Source organism: Streptomyces sp. RB17 (genome assembly GCF_009604455.1).
Classification (GTDB): domain Bacteria; phylum Actinomycetota; class Actinomycetes; order Streptomycetales; family Streptomycetaceae; genus Streptomyces.
Genome location: NZ_WEGL01000013.1, coordinates 97786 through 112737 on the forward strand (window position 1 = coordinate 97786; position 14952 = coordinate 112737).

Annotated in this window: 16 protein-coding genes; 12 read left to right on the forward strand and 4 right to left on the reverse strand. The window is 69.8% G+C overall.

The window, feature by feature from the left end; genetic code table 11:
- Positions 1-144: 144 nt before the first annotated feature.
- The 8 genes from SRB17_RS40655 (at position 145) to SRB17_RS40685 (ending at position 4859) form a co-directional block, all read left to right on the forward strand.
- Entirely contained in the window at positions 145-495 is a 351-nt protein-coding gene (locus tag SRB17_RS40655) for a DUF3817 domain-containing protein (protein WP_323377414.1), read from the forward strand.
- Positions 492-785: an MTH1187 family thiamine-binding protein gene (locus tag SRB17_RS40660; RefSeq protein ID WP_153546587.1), complete on the forward strand. Its 294-nt coding sequence runs from the start codon at positions 492-494 to the stop codon at positions 783-785. The genes SRB17_RS40655 and SRB17_RS40660 overlap by 4 nt, the downstream gene beginning before the upstream one ends.
- A gap of 98 nt (positions 786-883) precedes the next feature.
- Positions 884-1642, forward strand: a complete 759-nt coding sequence (locus SRB17_RS40665; RefSeq protein ID WP_153546589.1) for a hypothetical protein — start codon at positions 884-886, stop codon at positions 1640-1642.
- Between the two features lie 85 nt (positions 1643-1727).
- Complete coding sequence (locus SRB17_RS48300; RefSeq protein WP_194294296.1) at positions 1728-1961, forward strand: hypothetical protein; 234 nt, start codon at positions 1728-1730, stop codon at positions 1959-1961.
- Positions 1958-2158 (forward strand): hypothetical protein, encoded by a 201-nt coding sequence (locus SRB17_RS48305; RefSeq protein WP_194294297.1) that lies wholly within the window; start codon positions 1958-1960, stop codon positions 2156-2158. Before SRB17_RS48300 ends, SRB17_RS48305 begins: the two co-directional genes overlap by 4 nt.
- Before the next feature lie 22 nt (positions 2159-2180).
- On the forward strand, positions 2181-2690 hold the full coding sequence (locus SRB17_RS40675; protein ID WP_323377416.1) for a MarR family transcriptional regulator: 510 nt from the start codon (positions 2181-2183) through the stop codon (positions 2688-2690).
- Between the two features lie 43 nt (positions 2691-2733).
- Positions 2734-3072, forward strand: a complete 339-nt coding sequence (locus tag SRB17_RS40680) for a DUF3817 domain-containing protein (RefSeq protein WP_153546591.1) — start codon at positions 2734-2736, stop codon at positions 3070-3072.
- An 86-nt stretch (positions 3073-3158) separates the two neighbouring features.
- Entirely contained in the window at positions 3159-4859 is a 1701-nt protein-coding gene (locus tag SRB17_RS40685) for an acyl-CoA mutase large subunit family protein (RefSeq protein ID WP_153546593.1), read from the forward strand.
- A gap of 6 nt (positions 4860-4865) precedes the next feature.
- Here the strand turns inward: SRB17_RS40685 and SRB17_RS40690 are convergent, their stop codons facing one another.
- On the reverse strand, positions 4866-5483 hold the full coding sequence (locus SRB17_RS40690) for a TetR/AcrR family transcriptional regulator (protein ID WP_153546595.1): 618 nt from the start codon (positions 5481-5483) through the stop codon (positions 4866-4868).
- Positions 5484-5716: 233 nt separating this feature from the next.
- Here SRB17_RS40690 and SRB17_RS40695 point away from each other — a divergent pair, with 233 nt between their 5' ends.
- From SRB17_RS40695 to SRB17_RS40710, 4 genes are all read left to right on the forward strand, one after another.
- Entirely contained in the window at positions 5717-6685 is a 969-nt protein-coding gene (locus tag SRB17_RS40695; protein WP_153546597.1) for a tetratricopeptide repeat protein, read from the forward strand.
- 624 nt (positions 6686-7309) lie between these two features.
- On the forward strand, positions 7310-7957 hold the full coding sequence (locus tag SRB17_RS40700; protein WP_153546599.1) for a DUF6230 family protein: 648 nt from the start codon (positions 7310-7312) through the stop codon (positions 7955-7957).
- Positions 7958-8074: 117 nt separating this feature from the next.
- Positions 8075-8662 carry a DUF6114 domain-containing protein gene (locus tag SRB17_RS40705; protein WP_153546601.1) on the forward strand — a complete coding sequence of 196 codons (588 nt, stop codon included), beginning with the start codon at positions 8075-8077 and terminating at the stop codon, positions 8660-8662.
- A complete protein-coding gene (locus tag SRB17_RS40710; RefSeq protein WP_323377418.1) occupies positions 8652-10010 on the forward strand; it encodes a hypothetical protein in 1359 nt (452 codons plus the stop codon). Before SRB17_RS40705 ends, SRB17_RS40710 begins: the two co-directional genes overlap by 11 nt.
- Positions 10011-10108: 98 nt before the next feature.
- On the opposite strand, the gene pyk is transcribed toward SRB17_RS40710, so the two are convergent.
- The 3 genes from pyk to pta all read right to left on the reverse strand — a co-directional run bounded on the left by pyk (position 10109) and on the right by pta (position 14934).
- Complete coding sequence (gene pyk / locus SRB17_RS40715; protein WP_153546605.1) at positions 10109-11539, reverse strand: pyruvate kinase; 1431 nt, start codon at positions 11537-11539, stop codon at positions 10109-10111.
- An 87-nt stretch (positions 11540-11626) separates the two neighbouring features.
- A complete protein-coding gene (locus SRB17_RS40720) occupies positions 11627-12835 on the reverse strand; it encodes an acetate kinase (protein WP_323377421.1) in 1209 nt (402 codons plus the stop codon).
- Positions 12836-12858: 23 nt separating this feature from the next.
- Positions 12859-14934, reverse strand: a complete 2076-nt coding sequence (gene pta / locus SRB17_RS40725; RefSeq protein WP_323377422.1) for a phosphate acetyltransferase — start codon at positions 14932-14934, stop codon at positions 12859-12861.
- Positions 14935-14952: the final 18 nt, after the last annotated feature.

Here is a 14952-nt window from a genome sequence, read left to right on the forward strand (position 1 = left end):
GTAGCGGCGCCGTGGGTGGACGGAACAGAGCCCGTGGGTGGACACGGACCCTGAGCGGACCCCTACGGGCGTCGTTTGCCACAATGGGGTTCGCTTGTGCTTCCGTTCACAAACTGTGGACGTCTCTCCCACCGAAGGTGACCAGTGGACCTCAAGACAGCCTCCGCCATCCGCCGCCTCCGACTCATCTCCGTGCCGGAGGGCATCTCCTGGCTCATTCTCGCGACCTGCACGATCATCAAGTACACGGTCGACTCCGCGGTGAACGTCGCCCCCGTGCTGGGTCCGATCCACGGCGTGCTGTTCATCCTCTACGTGATCTTCTTGGCGGACGCCTGGAACCGGACCAAGTGGAACAAGGGCAAGGGGATCCTCTACTTCGCCTACTCGGTCATCCCGTTCGGCGGCTTCATCATCGAGCGTGCGCTGCGCCGCGAGGCCGAGGACGCCGTCATCGCGGCCCGCGCGCGCAAGGAAGGAATCGTCAACGCATGATCGTCGCCTTCTCCGTGACGCCCCTCGGCGTCGGCGAGGACGTGGGGGAGTACGTCGCCGAGGCCGTCCGCGTGGTCCGCGAGTCGGGCCTGCCCAACCGCACCGACGCCATGTTCACCTCCATCGAGGGCGAGTGGGACGAGGTCATGGACGTCGTCAAGCGCGCCGTCGCCGCCGTGGAGGACCGCGCCCCGCGCGTGTCGCTCGTGCTCAAGGCCGACATCCGCCCCGGCGTGACCGATGGGCTCACCTCCAAGGTCGAGACCGTCGAGCGGCACCTGGGGCGCTAGTTCGGCCCCCTTTTGAGCGGTCGCAGGCGGAGGTGTACCTTCCCCTCCTGATCATCCGAGCGATCGCTCAACTTCACGTTCTGGCCTGGGGGAACACCATGGGTCTCTACCGAGAGACACACATACGCGCCGACCTCGACGAGCTGTGGGCGCGCACCCAGGACCCCGTCACACGCCTGCGCTGGGACCTCCGCTTCACCTCGATCGCCCCCCTGCCGGGCGTGGCGGGCGAACCGCGGCGCTTCACCTGCACCTGGCGCGTGCTGCCGCTCTTCACCGTGCCCGGCACCGGCGTCGCCGCCGGTGAGAGGGACCGCCCCGACGGCACGCGCGTGTGCGCCCTGCGGTTCTCCTCCGCGCACCCGCTGTCCCCGGTCGCCGAGGCGAGCGCCTACTGGCGTTACGTGCCCGACGCGCAGGGCGTGCGTCTGCTCACCGGGTACGAGTACCGCGCCCGCGGGGGCGCGTTCGGAGCGGTCGCGGACCGCCTGCTGCTGCGGCCGCTGACCGGCTGGGCGACGGGGTGGTCGTTCGACCGGCTCCGGTTGTGGCTGGAGCGGGGGATCACGCCCGAGCGGGCCCTGGTCAACTGGATCGTCGAGCTGGCGGTCCGTGCGGTCGTCCTCACCGTGTGTCTGACCGGGCTGGGGCTGCAGTCCCTGATGCGGCTCTTCGGGTCCTTCGCGGACACCGTGGCGTATCTGTGCCCGCTGGTGCTGGTGGTCGCCGGGTCGCTCGCGGTCTTCAAGGCGCCGTCCGCGGGGACGCCGGCGGCTCGGCGGTGTCTGCGGGCGCCGGTCACTCAGGCGCGTACGCCGCGGGTGCTGCGGAGGCTGGAGGCGGTTCCGGTCACGTGAGGGGCGGGTGCGGTGCGCCGCGACGCGCGGGTTCGTCCGGGTTGCCGAGTGCCATGCCCAGCGGTGTCCTCTCGTACAGCACCTGGTGTCCGTATCGGCGGACCGCCGGCAGGCCCGCATCGCGGAGGACCTCCAGATGTGCGCCCTGCCCGTGGGCACGGTGGCCGGCGAGCTGCTCGCCGGGGCCAGGCCGGGGCCGCGGGCCAGGGAACGCGTCGCGCTGCCCCTGCTCTGCCTGACCCTGCTGCCCAACCTCTGCTTCGCCCTGCGCCCCGGACTGGCCGCCTCGCTGCGGAGGAGCTGCGCGGGCGGGCCATGACCGTGCTGAGCGCGGGGCTGATGACCGTGCGGGGGGTCGGCATGGCGCTGGCCGGGGTGGCGGCGCAGACGGTGGGGGTGCGTACGGCCGTGGCCGGGGCCGGTGTGGCGGGGGTGCTGTGCTGCTGTGTGCTGGCCGTCGCGGCGCGGGCGACCGCGAGGCGACCGAAAGCCGAGACGGGGCTGCCCGGAATATGACCGGCCGGTAGGGTCTGATGACGTGCCGAAGCCACTCAGCCTCCCCTTCGACCCCATCGCCCGTGCCGACGAGCTCTGGAAGCAGCGCTGGGGAAACGTGCCGCCCATGGCCGCGATCACCTCGATCATGCGGGCCCAGCAGATCCTGCTCGCCGAGGTGGACGCGGTGGTCAAGCCCTACGGACTGACGTTCGCGCGGTACGAGGCGCTGGTGCTGCTCACCTTCTCCAGGGCCGGCGAGCTGCCCATGTCCAAGATCGGCGAGCGGCTGATGGTGCACCCCACCTCGGTGACGAACACCGTCGACCGGCTGGTGAAGTCGGGGCTGGTCGCCAAGCGACCCAATCCGAACGACGGCCGCGGCACCCTCGCCGTCATCACCGACAAGGGCCGAGACGTGGTCGACGCGGCCACCCGCGACCTGATGGCGATGGACTTCGGGCTCGGCGTGTACGACGCGGAGGAGTGCGCGGAGATCTTCGCGATGCTCCGCCCGCTGCGCATCGCGGCCCATGATTTCGAGGACGACTGACCCCGGACAAGATCTCCCGGAACGGGTGGTTACGCTCGTTGGCATGAAGAAGAGCGTGCTGACCCGCTACCGCGTCATGGCCTACACCACGGGTGTCCTGCTGGTGCTGCTGTGCCTGAGCATGATCGCGAAGTACGGGCTGGACATCAGCGGTGCCGCCGACGTCACCCGCGTCGTCGCCATCGCCCACGGCTGGCTGTACGTCGTCTACCTCGTCGTCGCCTTCGACCTGGGCTCCAAGACGAAGATGCCGATCGGCAAGCAGCTGTGGGTGCTGCTCGCGGGGACGATCCCGACGGCCGCCTTCTTCGTCGAGCGGAGGATCAGCCGCGAGCTGGAGGCCAAGGTCGCCGACCGGGCCCCGGCCGTCGCCAAGGCGTAAGAGCGACCGGCGTCACACCGCCGTACGGCCACCGTACGGCGGTCAGCCATCGACATTTACTAGGACGTCCAAGTAAATTCGATGGTATGGACGCTCACGCCATGGAAGAGGGCCGCCGGCGCTGGCAGGCCCGCTACGACGCCGCGCGCAAGCGCGACGCAGACTTCACCACGCTCTCCGGCGATCCCGTGGAGCCGGTGTACGGGCCCCGACCGGGCGACACGTACGAGGGATTCGAGCGGATCGGCTGGCCCGGGGAGTACCCCTTCACGCGCGGGCTCCATCCGACCGGCTACCGCGGGCGTACCTGGACGATCCGGCAGTTCGCCGGCTTCGGCAACGCCGAGCAGACCAACGAGCGCTACAAGATGATCCTGGCCGCCGGTGGCGGCGGTCTGTCCGTGGCCTTCGACATGCCGACCCTCATGGGGCGCGACTCCGACGACCCCCGCTCGCTCGGCGAGGTCGGGCACTGCGGTGTCGCCATCGACTCGGCCGCCGACATGGAGGTCCTGTTCAAGGACATCCCGCTGGGCGATGTGACGACGTCGATGACCATCAGCGGTCCGGCCGTGCCCGTCTTCTGCATGTACCTGGTCGCCGCCGAGCGGCAGGGCGTGGACCCGTCGGTGCTCAACGGCACCCTCCAGACCGACATCTTCAAGGAGTACATCGCGCAGAAGGAGTGGCTCTTCCAGCCCGAGCCGCATCTGCGCCTGATCGGTGACCTCATGGAGTACTGCGCCGCCGGTATTCCCGCCTACAAGCCGCTGTCCGTGTCCGGCTACCACATCCGTGAGGCGGGTGCGACGGCCGCGCAGGAACTCGCGTACACGCTGGCGGACGGCTTCGGGTACGTGGAACTGGGGCTGAGCCGCGGGCTGGACGTGGACGTCTTCGCCCCCGGACTGTCCTTCTTCTTCGACGCGCACGTCGACTTCTTCGAGGAGATCGCCAAGTTCCGGGCGGCCCGGCGCATCTGGGCGCGCTGGATGCGGGACGTGTACGGCGCGCGGAGCGAGAAGGCGCAGTGGCTGCGGTTCCACACACAGACCGCCGGAGTGTCGCTGACGGCCCAGCAGCCGTACAACAACGTCGTCCGTACGGCCGTGGAGGCGCTGGCGGCCGTCCTCGGCGGGACGAACTCGCTGCACACCAACGCGCTCGACGAGACCCTCGCACTGCCCAGCGAGCAGGCGGCGGAGATCGCGCTGCGCACCCAGCAGGTGCTGATGGAGGAGACCGGAGTCGCCAACGTGGCCGACCCGCTGGGCGGTTCCTGGTACGTCGAGCAGCTGACGGACCGGATCGAGGCCGACGCGGAGAAGATCTTCGAGCAGATCAAGGAGCGGGGGCTGCGGGCGCACCCGGACGGGCGGCACCCGATCGGGCCGATCACCTCTGGGATCCTGCGCGGGATCGAGGACGGCTGGTTCACCGGCGAGATCGCCGAGTCGGCGTTCCGGTACCAGCAGGCGCTGGAGAAGGGCGACAAGAAGGTCGTCGGCGTCAATGTCAACACCGGGTCCGTCACCGGGGATCTGGAGATCCTGCGGGTCAGCCATGAGGTGGAGCGGGAGCAGGTCCGTGTCCTCGGTGAGCGCAAGGGCACCCGTGACGAGTCGGCCGTACGGTCCGCGCTGGACGCGATGCTGGGTGCGGCTCGCTCTGGCTCCAACATGATCGAGCCGATGCTGGACGCGGTGCGGGCGGAGGCCACGCTGGGTGAGATCTGCGGGGTGCTGCGGGACGAGTGGGGCGTGTACACGGAGCCCGCGGGCTTCTGAGCAGGCTCAGGCGGACGAGGTCAGCCCCAGCAGCAGTACCCGTGTGAAGTCCCGCACCCACTGCTCGTCCGCCGGTTTGCCGCTGACCAGGGTGCGGTGGACGACCGCGCCCGCGACCACGTCGAAGATCAGGTCCACCGTGCGGGCGGACTCCTCCGGGTCGGGTTCCGGGGGGAGTTCGCCGCGGCTCTGGGCGCGGGCGCGGCCCTGAAGGACCAGACGCATCTGGCGCTCCACGATGGAGGCACGGACGCGCTCGCGCAGGGCGTCGTCGCGGGTGGACTCGGCGACCACCGCCATCAGGCCACTCTTGGCCTCGGGGCGGGCCAGGATCGCCGCGAACTGCAGGACCACGCCCTCGATGTCGGCGGCCAGGCTGCCGCGGTCGGGAAGCTCAAGCTCGTCGAACAGTTCCGCCACCGCGTCGCACACCAGCTCGGGCTTGCCGGCCCAGCGGCGGTACAGCGTCGTCTTCGCAACCCCCGCCCGGGTCGCCACGTCTCCCAGGGTGAGCTTGGACCAGCCCAGCTCCACCAGCGCATCCCGGGTCGCGGCCAGGATCGCGGTGTCCGCGGCGGCGCTGCGCGGGCGCCCGGTACGGCTGGCGGGAGTGCGGCTCTGCATCCCTCGACCATAACCGGCGAGATCTGTGCGGTCGTGAGGGAGATCACCGGGGAGTGGTGTCGCGCGGGGTCCGCATGGCATTACGCTACGAGTCGTAGCGAAAGCGCGTGCGGGCTTGTGACGGACGTACACGAGGCGCACGCGAGCGGTGACCACGGGGGCGTGGGGTGGGGACCCGGCGCCCGCGCACGACACTTTTTCATTCCGGCGCGGTAACGGGGGAGGATAGACGCATGCAGCCACGGAACATGTCCATGAACGGCGTCGTCGACCTCGCCGCGGTGAAGGCGGCCCAGGACGCCAAGGCCAAGGCCGAGCAGGCGCGCGCCGAGGCCGCCCGGCAGGGCGGCGCGGGGGCGGTCGCCCCGGCCGATCTCGTCATCGACGTCGATGAGGCGGGCTTCGAGAGGGAGGTCCTCCAGCGCTCCGCCGAGGTGCCGGTCGTCATCGACTTCTGGGCCGAGTGGTGTCAGCCCTGCAAGCAGCTGAGCCCGGTCCTGGAGCGGCTGGCCGTCGAGTACAACGGGCGCTTCCTCCTCGCCAAGATCGATGTCGACGCCAACCAGATGCTGATGCAGCAGTTCGGGGTGCAGGGCATCCCGGCCGTGTTCGCCGTCGTCGCCGGACAGGCGCTGCCGCTGTTCCAGGGCGCGGCCGGCGAGGAGCAGATCCGGCAGACCCTGGACCAGCTGGTGCAGGTCGCCGAGCAGCGGTTCGGCCTCACCGGTCTGACCGTGGACCCGGACGCGCAGCCGGGCCAGGCGCCCGTACAGGAGCAGGCGGGGCCGTACGACGCGGCGCTGAACGCCGCCGCCGAGGCACTGGACGCGGGCGACCTGGGCGGCGCCATCCGGGCCTACCAGAACGTGCTGGCCGACGACCCGGCCCACCCCGAGGCCAAACTCGGCCTCGCGCAGGCCGAGTTGCTGCAGCGGGTGCAGGGCTTCGACCCGCAGCAGGTCCGTCAGGAGGCCGCGGAGAAGCCGAAGGACGTCGACGCGCAGATCGCCGCCGCCGATCTGGACCTGGTGGGCGGGCATGTCGAGGACGCCTTCGGGAGGCTGATCGAGACCGTGCAGCGTACGGTGGGTGACGACCGGGACACCGTGCGGCGCCGACTGCTCGAACTGTTCGAGGTCGTGGGGCAGGAGGATCCGCGCGTGGTGGGCGCACGAAGGGCCCTTGCGCGCGCCCTGTTCTGACCAGTCGCTAAACACCACGGCTTGTGATGCCGGGGTGAAAGGTTTGCCGACGAGTCGTCACGGTGACTCTGCTTTACCAAATCTTGGTAATCGAGCAAACTGTTACTCGGAGTAAGTCAGAGCCGTTGGTCTGTCTGGTTTCATCCAGAGATCAACGGCTTTGCTCTGCCCCTGGATGCCACCGAGCGTGGCGCTCCGAGACCGGTCGGTCGTTCTCCGGTTATCCGGCCGTTACTAGCGAGTAACGAACCCCCTTGTGTCCGGGCCGAGAATGCACCACGATCGGCGACGCTCGGTCCATTCCCGCACCCCGGCAGCCGGTCGGGTCACGGGAGAATCTGGGTCCCCACCGAGCAGAGCCGGCGGCAGTGGCGCCGGCTCTAGGGCAGGGGGGTCTTCGTCCATCCGGCGAAGCCTGTCCAGCAAGGTTGTGCGTGATGCGTGTCAGGCGCGACCAGTGGTTGTCGCTCGGGGGTGATCGCCGGTGATTCGGGCGCGGTTCGCGCCACCGAGCGCGGGCGCTCTCCTTCCCGAGGACGTAGCACTTCTCCCATCCCTGCCTGGTCGAGCCGCCGGACGGTGGCGAGCCCGGGCCAGGAGATGTACGTCCGAGAAGGAGGAAATATGGAGTCCCAGGTGCGTGGCGGGACCAGATGGAAGCGGTTCGCTGTGGTCATGGTGCCCAGCGTTGCCGCCACGGCGTGTATAGGTGTCGCCCTCGCGCAGGGCGCTCTGGCCGCGTCGTTCAGCGTTTCGGGCCAGCAGTTCAAGGTGACGGCCGACCACCTGCACGGCGAGGGCTTCGCCCAGTACGGCGCGGTCGACAGCGGCTACACGCTCGACGGGCAGAAGACGGCCCACGCCGTCGCCGTCTCGTCGTTCAACGACGCCACGATCACCAACATGTGCCAGTCCGTGGTCACCCCGAACGTGCCGTTCCTCGGCAATGTCACCCTCCGTCTGGAGGCCGGTGGCAAGGGGCACGACGCGGTCCAGGCCCACAACCTCTACATCGACCTCGATGACCTGAACGCCGACGCGACGTTCAACAACATCGACATCGGTGTGGCCGCCAAGGACGCCAGCAAGGGTCCGGGCATGAAGGGCAACGGCGAGCAGGCCAACCCGTTCGGCTTCGCCCAGCAGGCCGACTCGGCGGACCTGAGCAACGTGAGGCAGACGGCGTGGGCGACCACCGCCGGCACCTTCAAGCTCAGCGGTCTCCACATGTCGCTGCACAAGGGCGACGGCGCGGGGATCGAGTGCTACTAGGCACTCTGTGACGGGCGGGGGAGCCGACGGCGCCCCCGCCCGTTCCCACAACGGCCGCGTTTTCACACGCGGCACACATCACCACCACAGCAACGCCGTACCAGGGAGCTGTTTTCCATGAGCGCCGAGACTCCTGCCGCCGCACCCGGCCAGTTCACCCGCCGGAGGCTGCAGTTCCGCGCCTGGCGGGGCACGCGTCCGTTCTGGGCCGGACTCCTCGTCATGCTCGGCGGCTTTCTCATCCTGTACTTCCCGTACGCACACCTGCAGCTGGGCCACCTCACGATGACGATGGGGACGCCCGGCGGTTCCAGTTCCCTGATCATCGGTGTGCTGCTCATCGTCCTCGGCATCACCCTCTGGTTCCAGCGGCACATCCGGGTCTTCGCGGGTGTCGCGGCGATCCTGCTGGCGCTGGTGTCCATCCCGCTGTCCAATATCGGTGGCTTCATCATCGGCTTCCTGCTCTCGCTGGTCGGCGGAGCGATGGCCATCGCCTGGGGACCGGGCGCCCCGCCGCAGGAGCAGCCGCCCGCCGAGGCGGCCCCGGGCGAGGGTGGTGCCCCGCAGGCCGCGCCGCTGCTGGAAAAGCGCGCGGACGGGGTGGGCGGCGTCCCCTACCAGGGCTTCGCCGCGTCCGGGAAGAACGACCTGTCAGGAACGAGCCCGGCCAACGGGGCGAACGGGAGGCACAGTGCCGGCTGACGAGGCGACCCGCGGGACCGATGTGGACGGGTCCCGCGAGAGAACCGGGCCCCGCCACGCGGCTCCCCGAAAGCCGCTGTTCACCAGGTTCCACATGCCGGCCGGCAAGGCGATCGCCTCCGTGGCGATGCCGACGGCGGTGCTGATGGGCATGGGCTTCACGTCCTCGCTGGCCCTCGCGGCCGGCAACGGCGGCAGCCCGTCCCCGTCGACCACGTCCAAGAGCCTGACGGCGGACGAGTACAAGGACTGCGTCAAGGCGCTGGACGGCTCCAAGGACGCCTCGTCCTCGCCGTCGCCCTCCGCCTCGGACAGCAAGGCCGGTGACAGCGCCACGCCGTCGCCGTCGGCGAGCGACAGCGCCAAGAGCACGAAGGACGCCAAGGGTTCGGACACGACCTCTTCGTCGGATTCAGGTTCCGGCGACAAGGCGACGCCGAAGCCGACCGCGACCTCCGGCTCGGACTCGGGCTCGGGCTCGTCGGGTTCGGGCTCCGGTGACACGGCCACGCCCACCCCGTCCGCGTCCAAGAGCAGCGGCGGTCTGCTGGGCAGCCTCGGCGACACGCTCGGCGGCATCCTCGGCGGTGGCTCGGACTCCGGCGGCTCGTCCGCGAGCCCGACGCCGTCCGCGACCCCGTCGGCGAGCGCGTCCTCGGACTCCTCGTCCCCGTCGGGTACGTCGTCGTCCGGTTCCAAGGTCACCGACACCCTGGGCGACACCGTCTCCAAGGCCACCAAGACGGTCGGGGACACGGTGAAGAAGACCACCGACACGGTCTCCAAGACGGCCGGGGACGCCACCAAGACGGTGAAGGACGCGGCCGGGTCGGTCACGTCGAGCCCGTCGGCGAGCTCCTCCACCTCGGCGGAGAACTGTCCGGCGGCCACGACCGACGAGAGCGGCGTCGACAACAAGGTGCCGGTGGCGGACGACCCCTGGTACCTCAGCGCCAGCTCGCTGCTGCTCAAGGGCGCCGACTACCAGGGCATCGTGGAGGTGAAGACGGCGTCCGGCACCACCAAGAAGGTGCTGAAGTACGTCATCTCCGACGGCACGGACATCGGCGACCTGCACCAGACGGTGAACGACAAGCTCTCCGGCAAGACCTACCACGTGCAGGCGGCCAAGGGCTCGACGTCCACCATCCGGGGCGGCGCCACCACGATGTACACCGAGAGCATCTCGGGCAACCTGTTCGGTCTGATCCCGATGACGTTCACGCCCGACAGCCCGCCCCCGCTGAACCTGCCGCTGATCTACTTCACCAACGTCCACGTGGTCCAGGCGGCACAGTTCGGCGGAAACCTGCACGTGCCCGGCATGCATGTGTACACGACCGGCTGACCGGTCCTGCAAAGCCCGTCCGGGAGCCGCACACAGCTGAGGGCGCCCCCTGCTCCAGGGGGCGCCCTCAGCGCCGTACAAGGCCCTTGGGGGGCTTGTCAGTTGTTCGGGGTGCCACCGAGGTGGTGGACGCGCAGCATGTTGGTCGTGCCGGGGACGCCGGGGGGCGAGCCGGCGGTGATGATGACCGTGTCGCCCGCGTCGAAGCGGCCGAGCCGCGCGACCTCCTGGTCCACCAGGTCGACCATCTCGTCCGTGGTGTTCACGAACGGCACGACGTGCGGCTCCACGCCCCAGCTGAGGGTGAGCTGGTTGCGGGTGTTCTCGTCCGTGGTGAAGGCGATGATCGGCTGGGTCGCGCGGTAGCGGGACAGACGGCGCGCGGTGTCACCGGACTGGGTGAAGGCGACCAGGCCCCGGCCGCCGAGGAAGTCCGCGATCTCGCAGGCCGCGCGGGCCACCGAACCGCCCTGGGTGCGCGGCTTCTTGCCCGGCACCAGCGGCTGCAGGCCCTTGGAGAGCAACTCCTGCTCGGCCGCCTGGACGATCTTCGACATCGTCTTGACCGTCTCGACCGGGTACGCGCCCACGCTGGACTCGGCCGACAGCATGACCGCGTCCGCGCCGTCCAGGATCGCGTTGGCCACGTCGGAGGCCTCGGCGCGGGTCGGACGGGAGTTGGTGATCATCGACTCCATCATCTGGGTCGCCACGATCACCGGCTTGGCGTTGCGCCGGCACAGCTCGATCAGGCGCTTCTGCACCATGGGGACCTTCTCGAGCGGGTACTCGACGGCGAGGTCACCGCGGGCGACCATCACACTGTCGAACGCCATCACGACGTCCTCCATGTTCTCCACCGCCTGCGGCTTCTCCACCTTGGCGATGACCGGGACCCGGCGGCCCTCCTCGTCCATGATGCGGTGCACGTCCTGGACGTCCTTGGCGTCCCGGACGAAGGACAGCGCGACCAGGTCGCAGCCCATGCGGAGGGCGAAGCGCAGGTCCTCGACGTCCTTCTCGCTCAGCGCGGGCACGTTGACGGCCGCGCCGGGCAGGTTGATGCCCTTGTGGTCGGAGACGACACCGCCCTCGATGACGGTCGTCTTCACCCGGGGGCCCTCGACGTCCAGGACCTTCAGCTCGACGTTGCCGTCGTTGATCAGGACCTGGTCGCCGCGCGCTACGTCGCCCGGCAGCCCCTTGTACGTCGTACCGCAGATGTGCCGGTCGCCCGGCACGTCCTCGGTCGTGATGACGAACTCGTCACCGCGCTCGAGCTCGACCGGACCCTCGGCGAAGGTCTCCAGGCGGATCTTCGGGCCCTGCAGGTCGGCGAGGACGCCGATGGGCCGGCCGGTCTCCTTGGACGCGGCCCGGACGCGGTCGTACCGCGCCTGGTGCTCGGCGTGGGTGCCGTGGCTGAAGTTGAACCGGGCCACATTCATGCCCGCCTCGATCATGGCGACGAGCATCTCGTGGGAGTCGACCGCGGGGCCGAGAGTACAGACGATTTTCGAACGGCGCATGGGGCGATCCTATCGGTTTGTTTCGCTACGGAATATTCCGTCTGGCGGAAGATACAAATGAGTGCCGCACCGCTCAGGTGCTGCTATTCACTTGTTCTTTCCGACCAGTGCGTAGGTCTGCGTCGCGATCTCCAGTTCTTCATCCGTCGGGACCACGGCCACCGCGACCCGCGCGCCTTCCGGCGAGATCAGCCGGGCCTCGCCGAAGCGCCGCGCGTTCAGCTCCGGGTCGACGGCCAGGCCCAGGCTCTCCAGGCCCGCGATCGCCGCCTCCCGCACGGGCACCGCGTTCTCGCCGACCCCGGCCGTGAACGCGACCGCGTCCACCTTCCCGAGCACGGCGTAATAGGCGCCGATGTACTTCTTGATCCGGTGAATGTAAATGTCGAACGCGAGAGCGGCCTCTTGGTCACCCTCGTCGATCCGGCGGCGGATCTCCCGCATGTCGTTGTCCCCGCACAGACCGAACAGGCCGCTCCTCTTGTTGAGAAGAGTGTCGATCTCGTCCATGGACATATCCCCAACCCGGGCCAAATGGAAGATGACGGCCGGATCCACGTCACCGGAGCGCGTACCCATCACCAGCCCCTCCAAAGGGGTGAGCCCCATGGAGGTGTCCACGCACCGGCCCCGCTCCACCGCGGAGGCCGAGGCGCCGTTGCCCAGGTGCAGCACGATCACATTGACCTCGGACGGGTCCTTGCCCAGCAGCCGTGCGGTCCGACGGGAGACGTACGCGTGCGAGGTGCCGTGGAAGCCGTAGCGGCGGATGCGGTGCCGGTCGGCGATCTTCGGGTCGATCGCGTAGCGCGCCGCCGACTCCGGCATCGTCGTGTGGAACGCGGTGTCGAAGACGGCGACCTGGGGCAGGTCCGGGCGCAGCCCCCGGGCGGTGCGGATGCCGGTCAGGTTGGCCGGGTTGTGCAGCGGGGCGACCGGGATCAGCCGCTCGATCTCGCCGAGCACCTCGTCGTCGATGACGGTCGGCTCGGTGAAGAACATGCCGCCGTGCACCACCCGGTGCCCGATCGCGGCCAGTTCCGGCGAGTCGAGCCCCAGGCCGTCCCGGCCCAGCTCCTCGGCGACCGCCTTGAGGGCGGCGTCGTGGTCGGCGATCGGCCCGGTGTGCTCGCGGGTGTCGCCGGTGGCCAGGCAGGTGTGCTTCAGCCGGGAGGTCTGCTCGCCGATGCGCTCCACCAGGCCGACGGCCAGCCGGCTCGCGTCGCGCATGTCGAGCAGCTGGTACTTCACCGACGAGGAGCCGGAGTTGAGGACGAGGACACGGGTCGCGGTCACGGTGATTCGAAAGCTCTCTGTACTCAGTTGGCGGATGTCTGGGCCTGGATCGCCGTGATGGCGACGGTGTTCACGATGTCCTGGACGAGCGCGCCCCGGGACAGGTCGTTGACCGGCTTGCGCAGACCCTGCAGGACCGGTCCGACGGCGATCGCGCCGGCCGAGCGCTGCACGGCCTTGTAGGTGTTGTTGCCCGTATTGAGGTCCGGGAAGATCAGAACCGTTGCCTGCCCGGCGACATCGGAGTCCGGCAGTTTGGTCGCGGCGACGGACGGCTCCACGGCCGCGTCGTACTGGATCGGCCCCTCGATCTTCAGGTCCGGTCGCCTGCTGCGCGCCAGCTCGGTGGCCTCGCGCACCTTGTCGACGTCGGCGCCCGAGCCGGAGGTGCCGGTGGAGTACGACAGCATCGCGATCCTGGGCTCCACGCCGAACTGCGCGGCCGTGGTCGCCGACTGGACGGCGATGTCCGCGAGCTGCTCGGCGTTCGGGTCCGGGTTGACCGCGCAGTCGCCGTAGACCAGCACCTTGTCGGCCAGGCACATGAAGAAGACGGACGAGACGATCGACGACTCGGGCTTTGTCTTGATGATCTCGAAGGCCGGGCGGATGGTGGCCGCCGTGGAGTGCACGGACCCGGAGACCATGCCGTCGGCCAGACCCTCCTGGACCATCAGGGTGCCGAAGTAGTTGACGTCCGAGACGACGTCGTAGGCCAGCTCGACCGTGACGCCCTTGTGGGCGCGCAGCGCCGCGTACTTCTCGGCGAAGGAGTCGCGCAGTTCGGAGGTGGCCGGGTCGATCAGCCGGGTGTCGCCGAGGTCGACGCCGAGGTCGGCGGCCTTCTTGCGGATCTGGTCCTCGGGGCCGAGCAGGGTCAGGTCGCACACCCCGCGGCGCAGCAGCACCTCGGACGCGTGCAGCACCCGCTCCTCGGTGCCCTCCGGCAGTACGACCCGCCGCTTGTCGGAGCGGGCCTGCTCCAGCAGCTTGTGCTCGAACATCATCGGAGTGACCCGGTCGCTGCTGGGGGCGCTCACGCGCGCGGCCAGCCCTGTGGTGTCGGCGTACCGCTCGAACAGGCCGAGTGCCCGCTCAGCCTTGCGCGGGGTGGCCGCGTTCAGCTTGCCCTCCAGGGAGAACAGCCGCTCGGCGGTGGGGAAGCTGTTGCCCGTCACGGAGAGCACCGGGGTGCCGGGGGCGAGCCGGGCGGCGAGGGTCAGGATCTCCTGGCTCGGCACCTCGTTCAGGGTGAGCAGCACGCCGGCTATCGGCGGGGTGCCGGCGCTGTGCGCGGCCAGCGAGCCGACGACCAGGTCGGCGCGGTCGCCCGGGGTCACGACCAGGCAGCCGGGGGTCAGGGCGCCCAGCAGGTTGGGCAGCATGGCGCCGCCGAAGACGAAGTCGAGGGCGTCCCGGGCGAGCCCGGAGTCGTCGCCGAGCAGGATCCTCGCGTCGAGGGCATGGGCGATCTGGGACACGGTCGGCGCGGACAGCGCGGGCTCGTCCGGGACGACGAAGCAGGGCACCGGCAGCCGGTTCGCGAGCCGCTCGGCGATCTCGTCGCGGTCCTCGCGGGCGACCCGGTTGGTGACCATCGCCAGCACGTCGCAGCCCAGGCCGTCGTAGGCGCGGTAGGCGTTGCGGGTCTCGGCGAGCACGGACTCGGTGGTCTGCCCGCGGCCGCCGACCACCGGGATCACGGAGGCGCCGAACTCGTTGGCGAGGCGGGCGTTCAGCGACAGCTCGTCCGGCAGCTGGGTGTCGGCGAAGTCGGTGCCGAGCACGAGGACGACGTCGTAGTCGCGCGCCACCAGGTGGAAGCGGTCGACCAGCGCGGAGACCAGCTCGTCGGTGCCCTGCTCGGCCTGGAGCGCGGACGCCTCGTGGTAGTCCATGCCGTAGACGGTCGCCGGATCCTGCGAGAGGCGGTAGCGCGCCCGCAGCAGCTCGAAGAGCCGGTCGGGGCCGTCGTGCACGAGCGGACGGAACACGCCCACCCGGTCGACCTGCCGGGTCAGGAGCTCCATGACCCCCAGCTCCACGACCTGGCGGCCGTCACCGCGGTCGATCCCGGTCACGTACACGCTGCGCGTCACGTGTGCCACTCCGTTCCT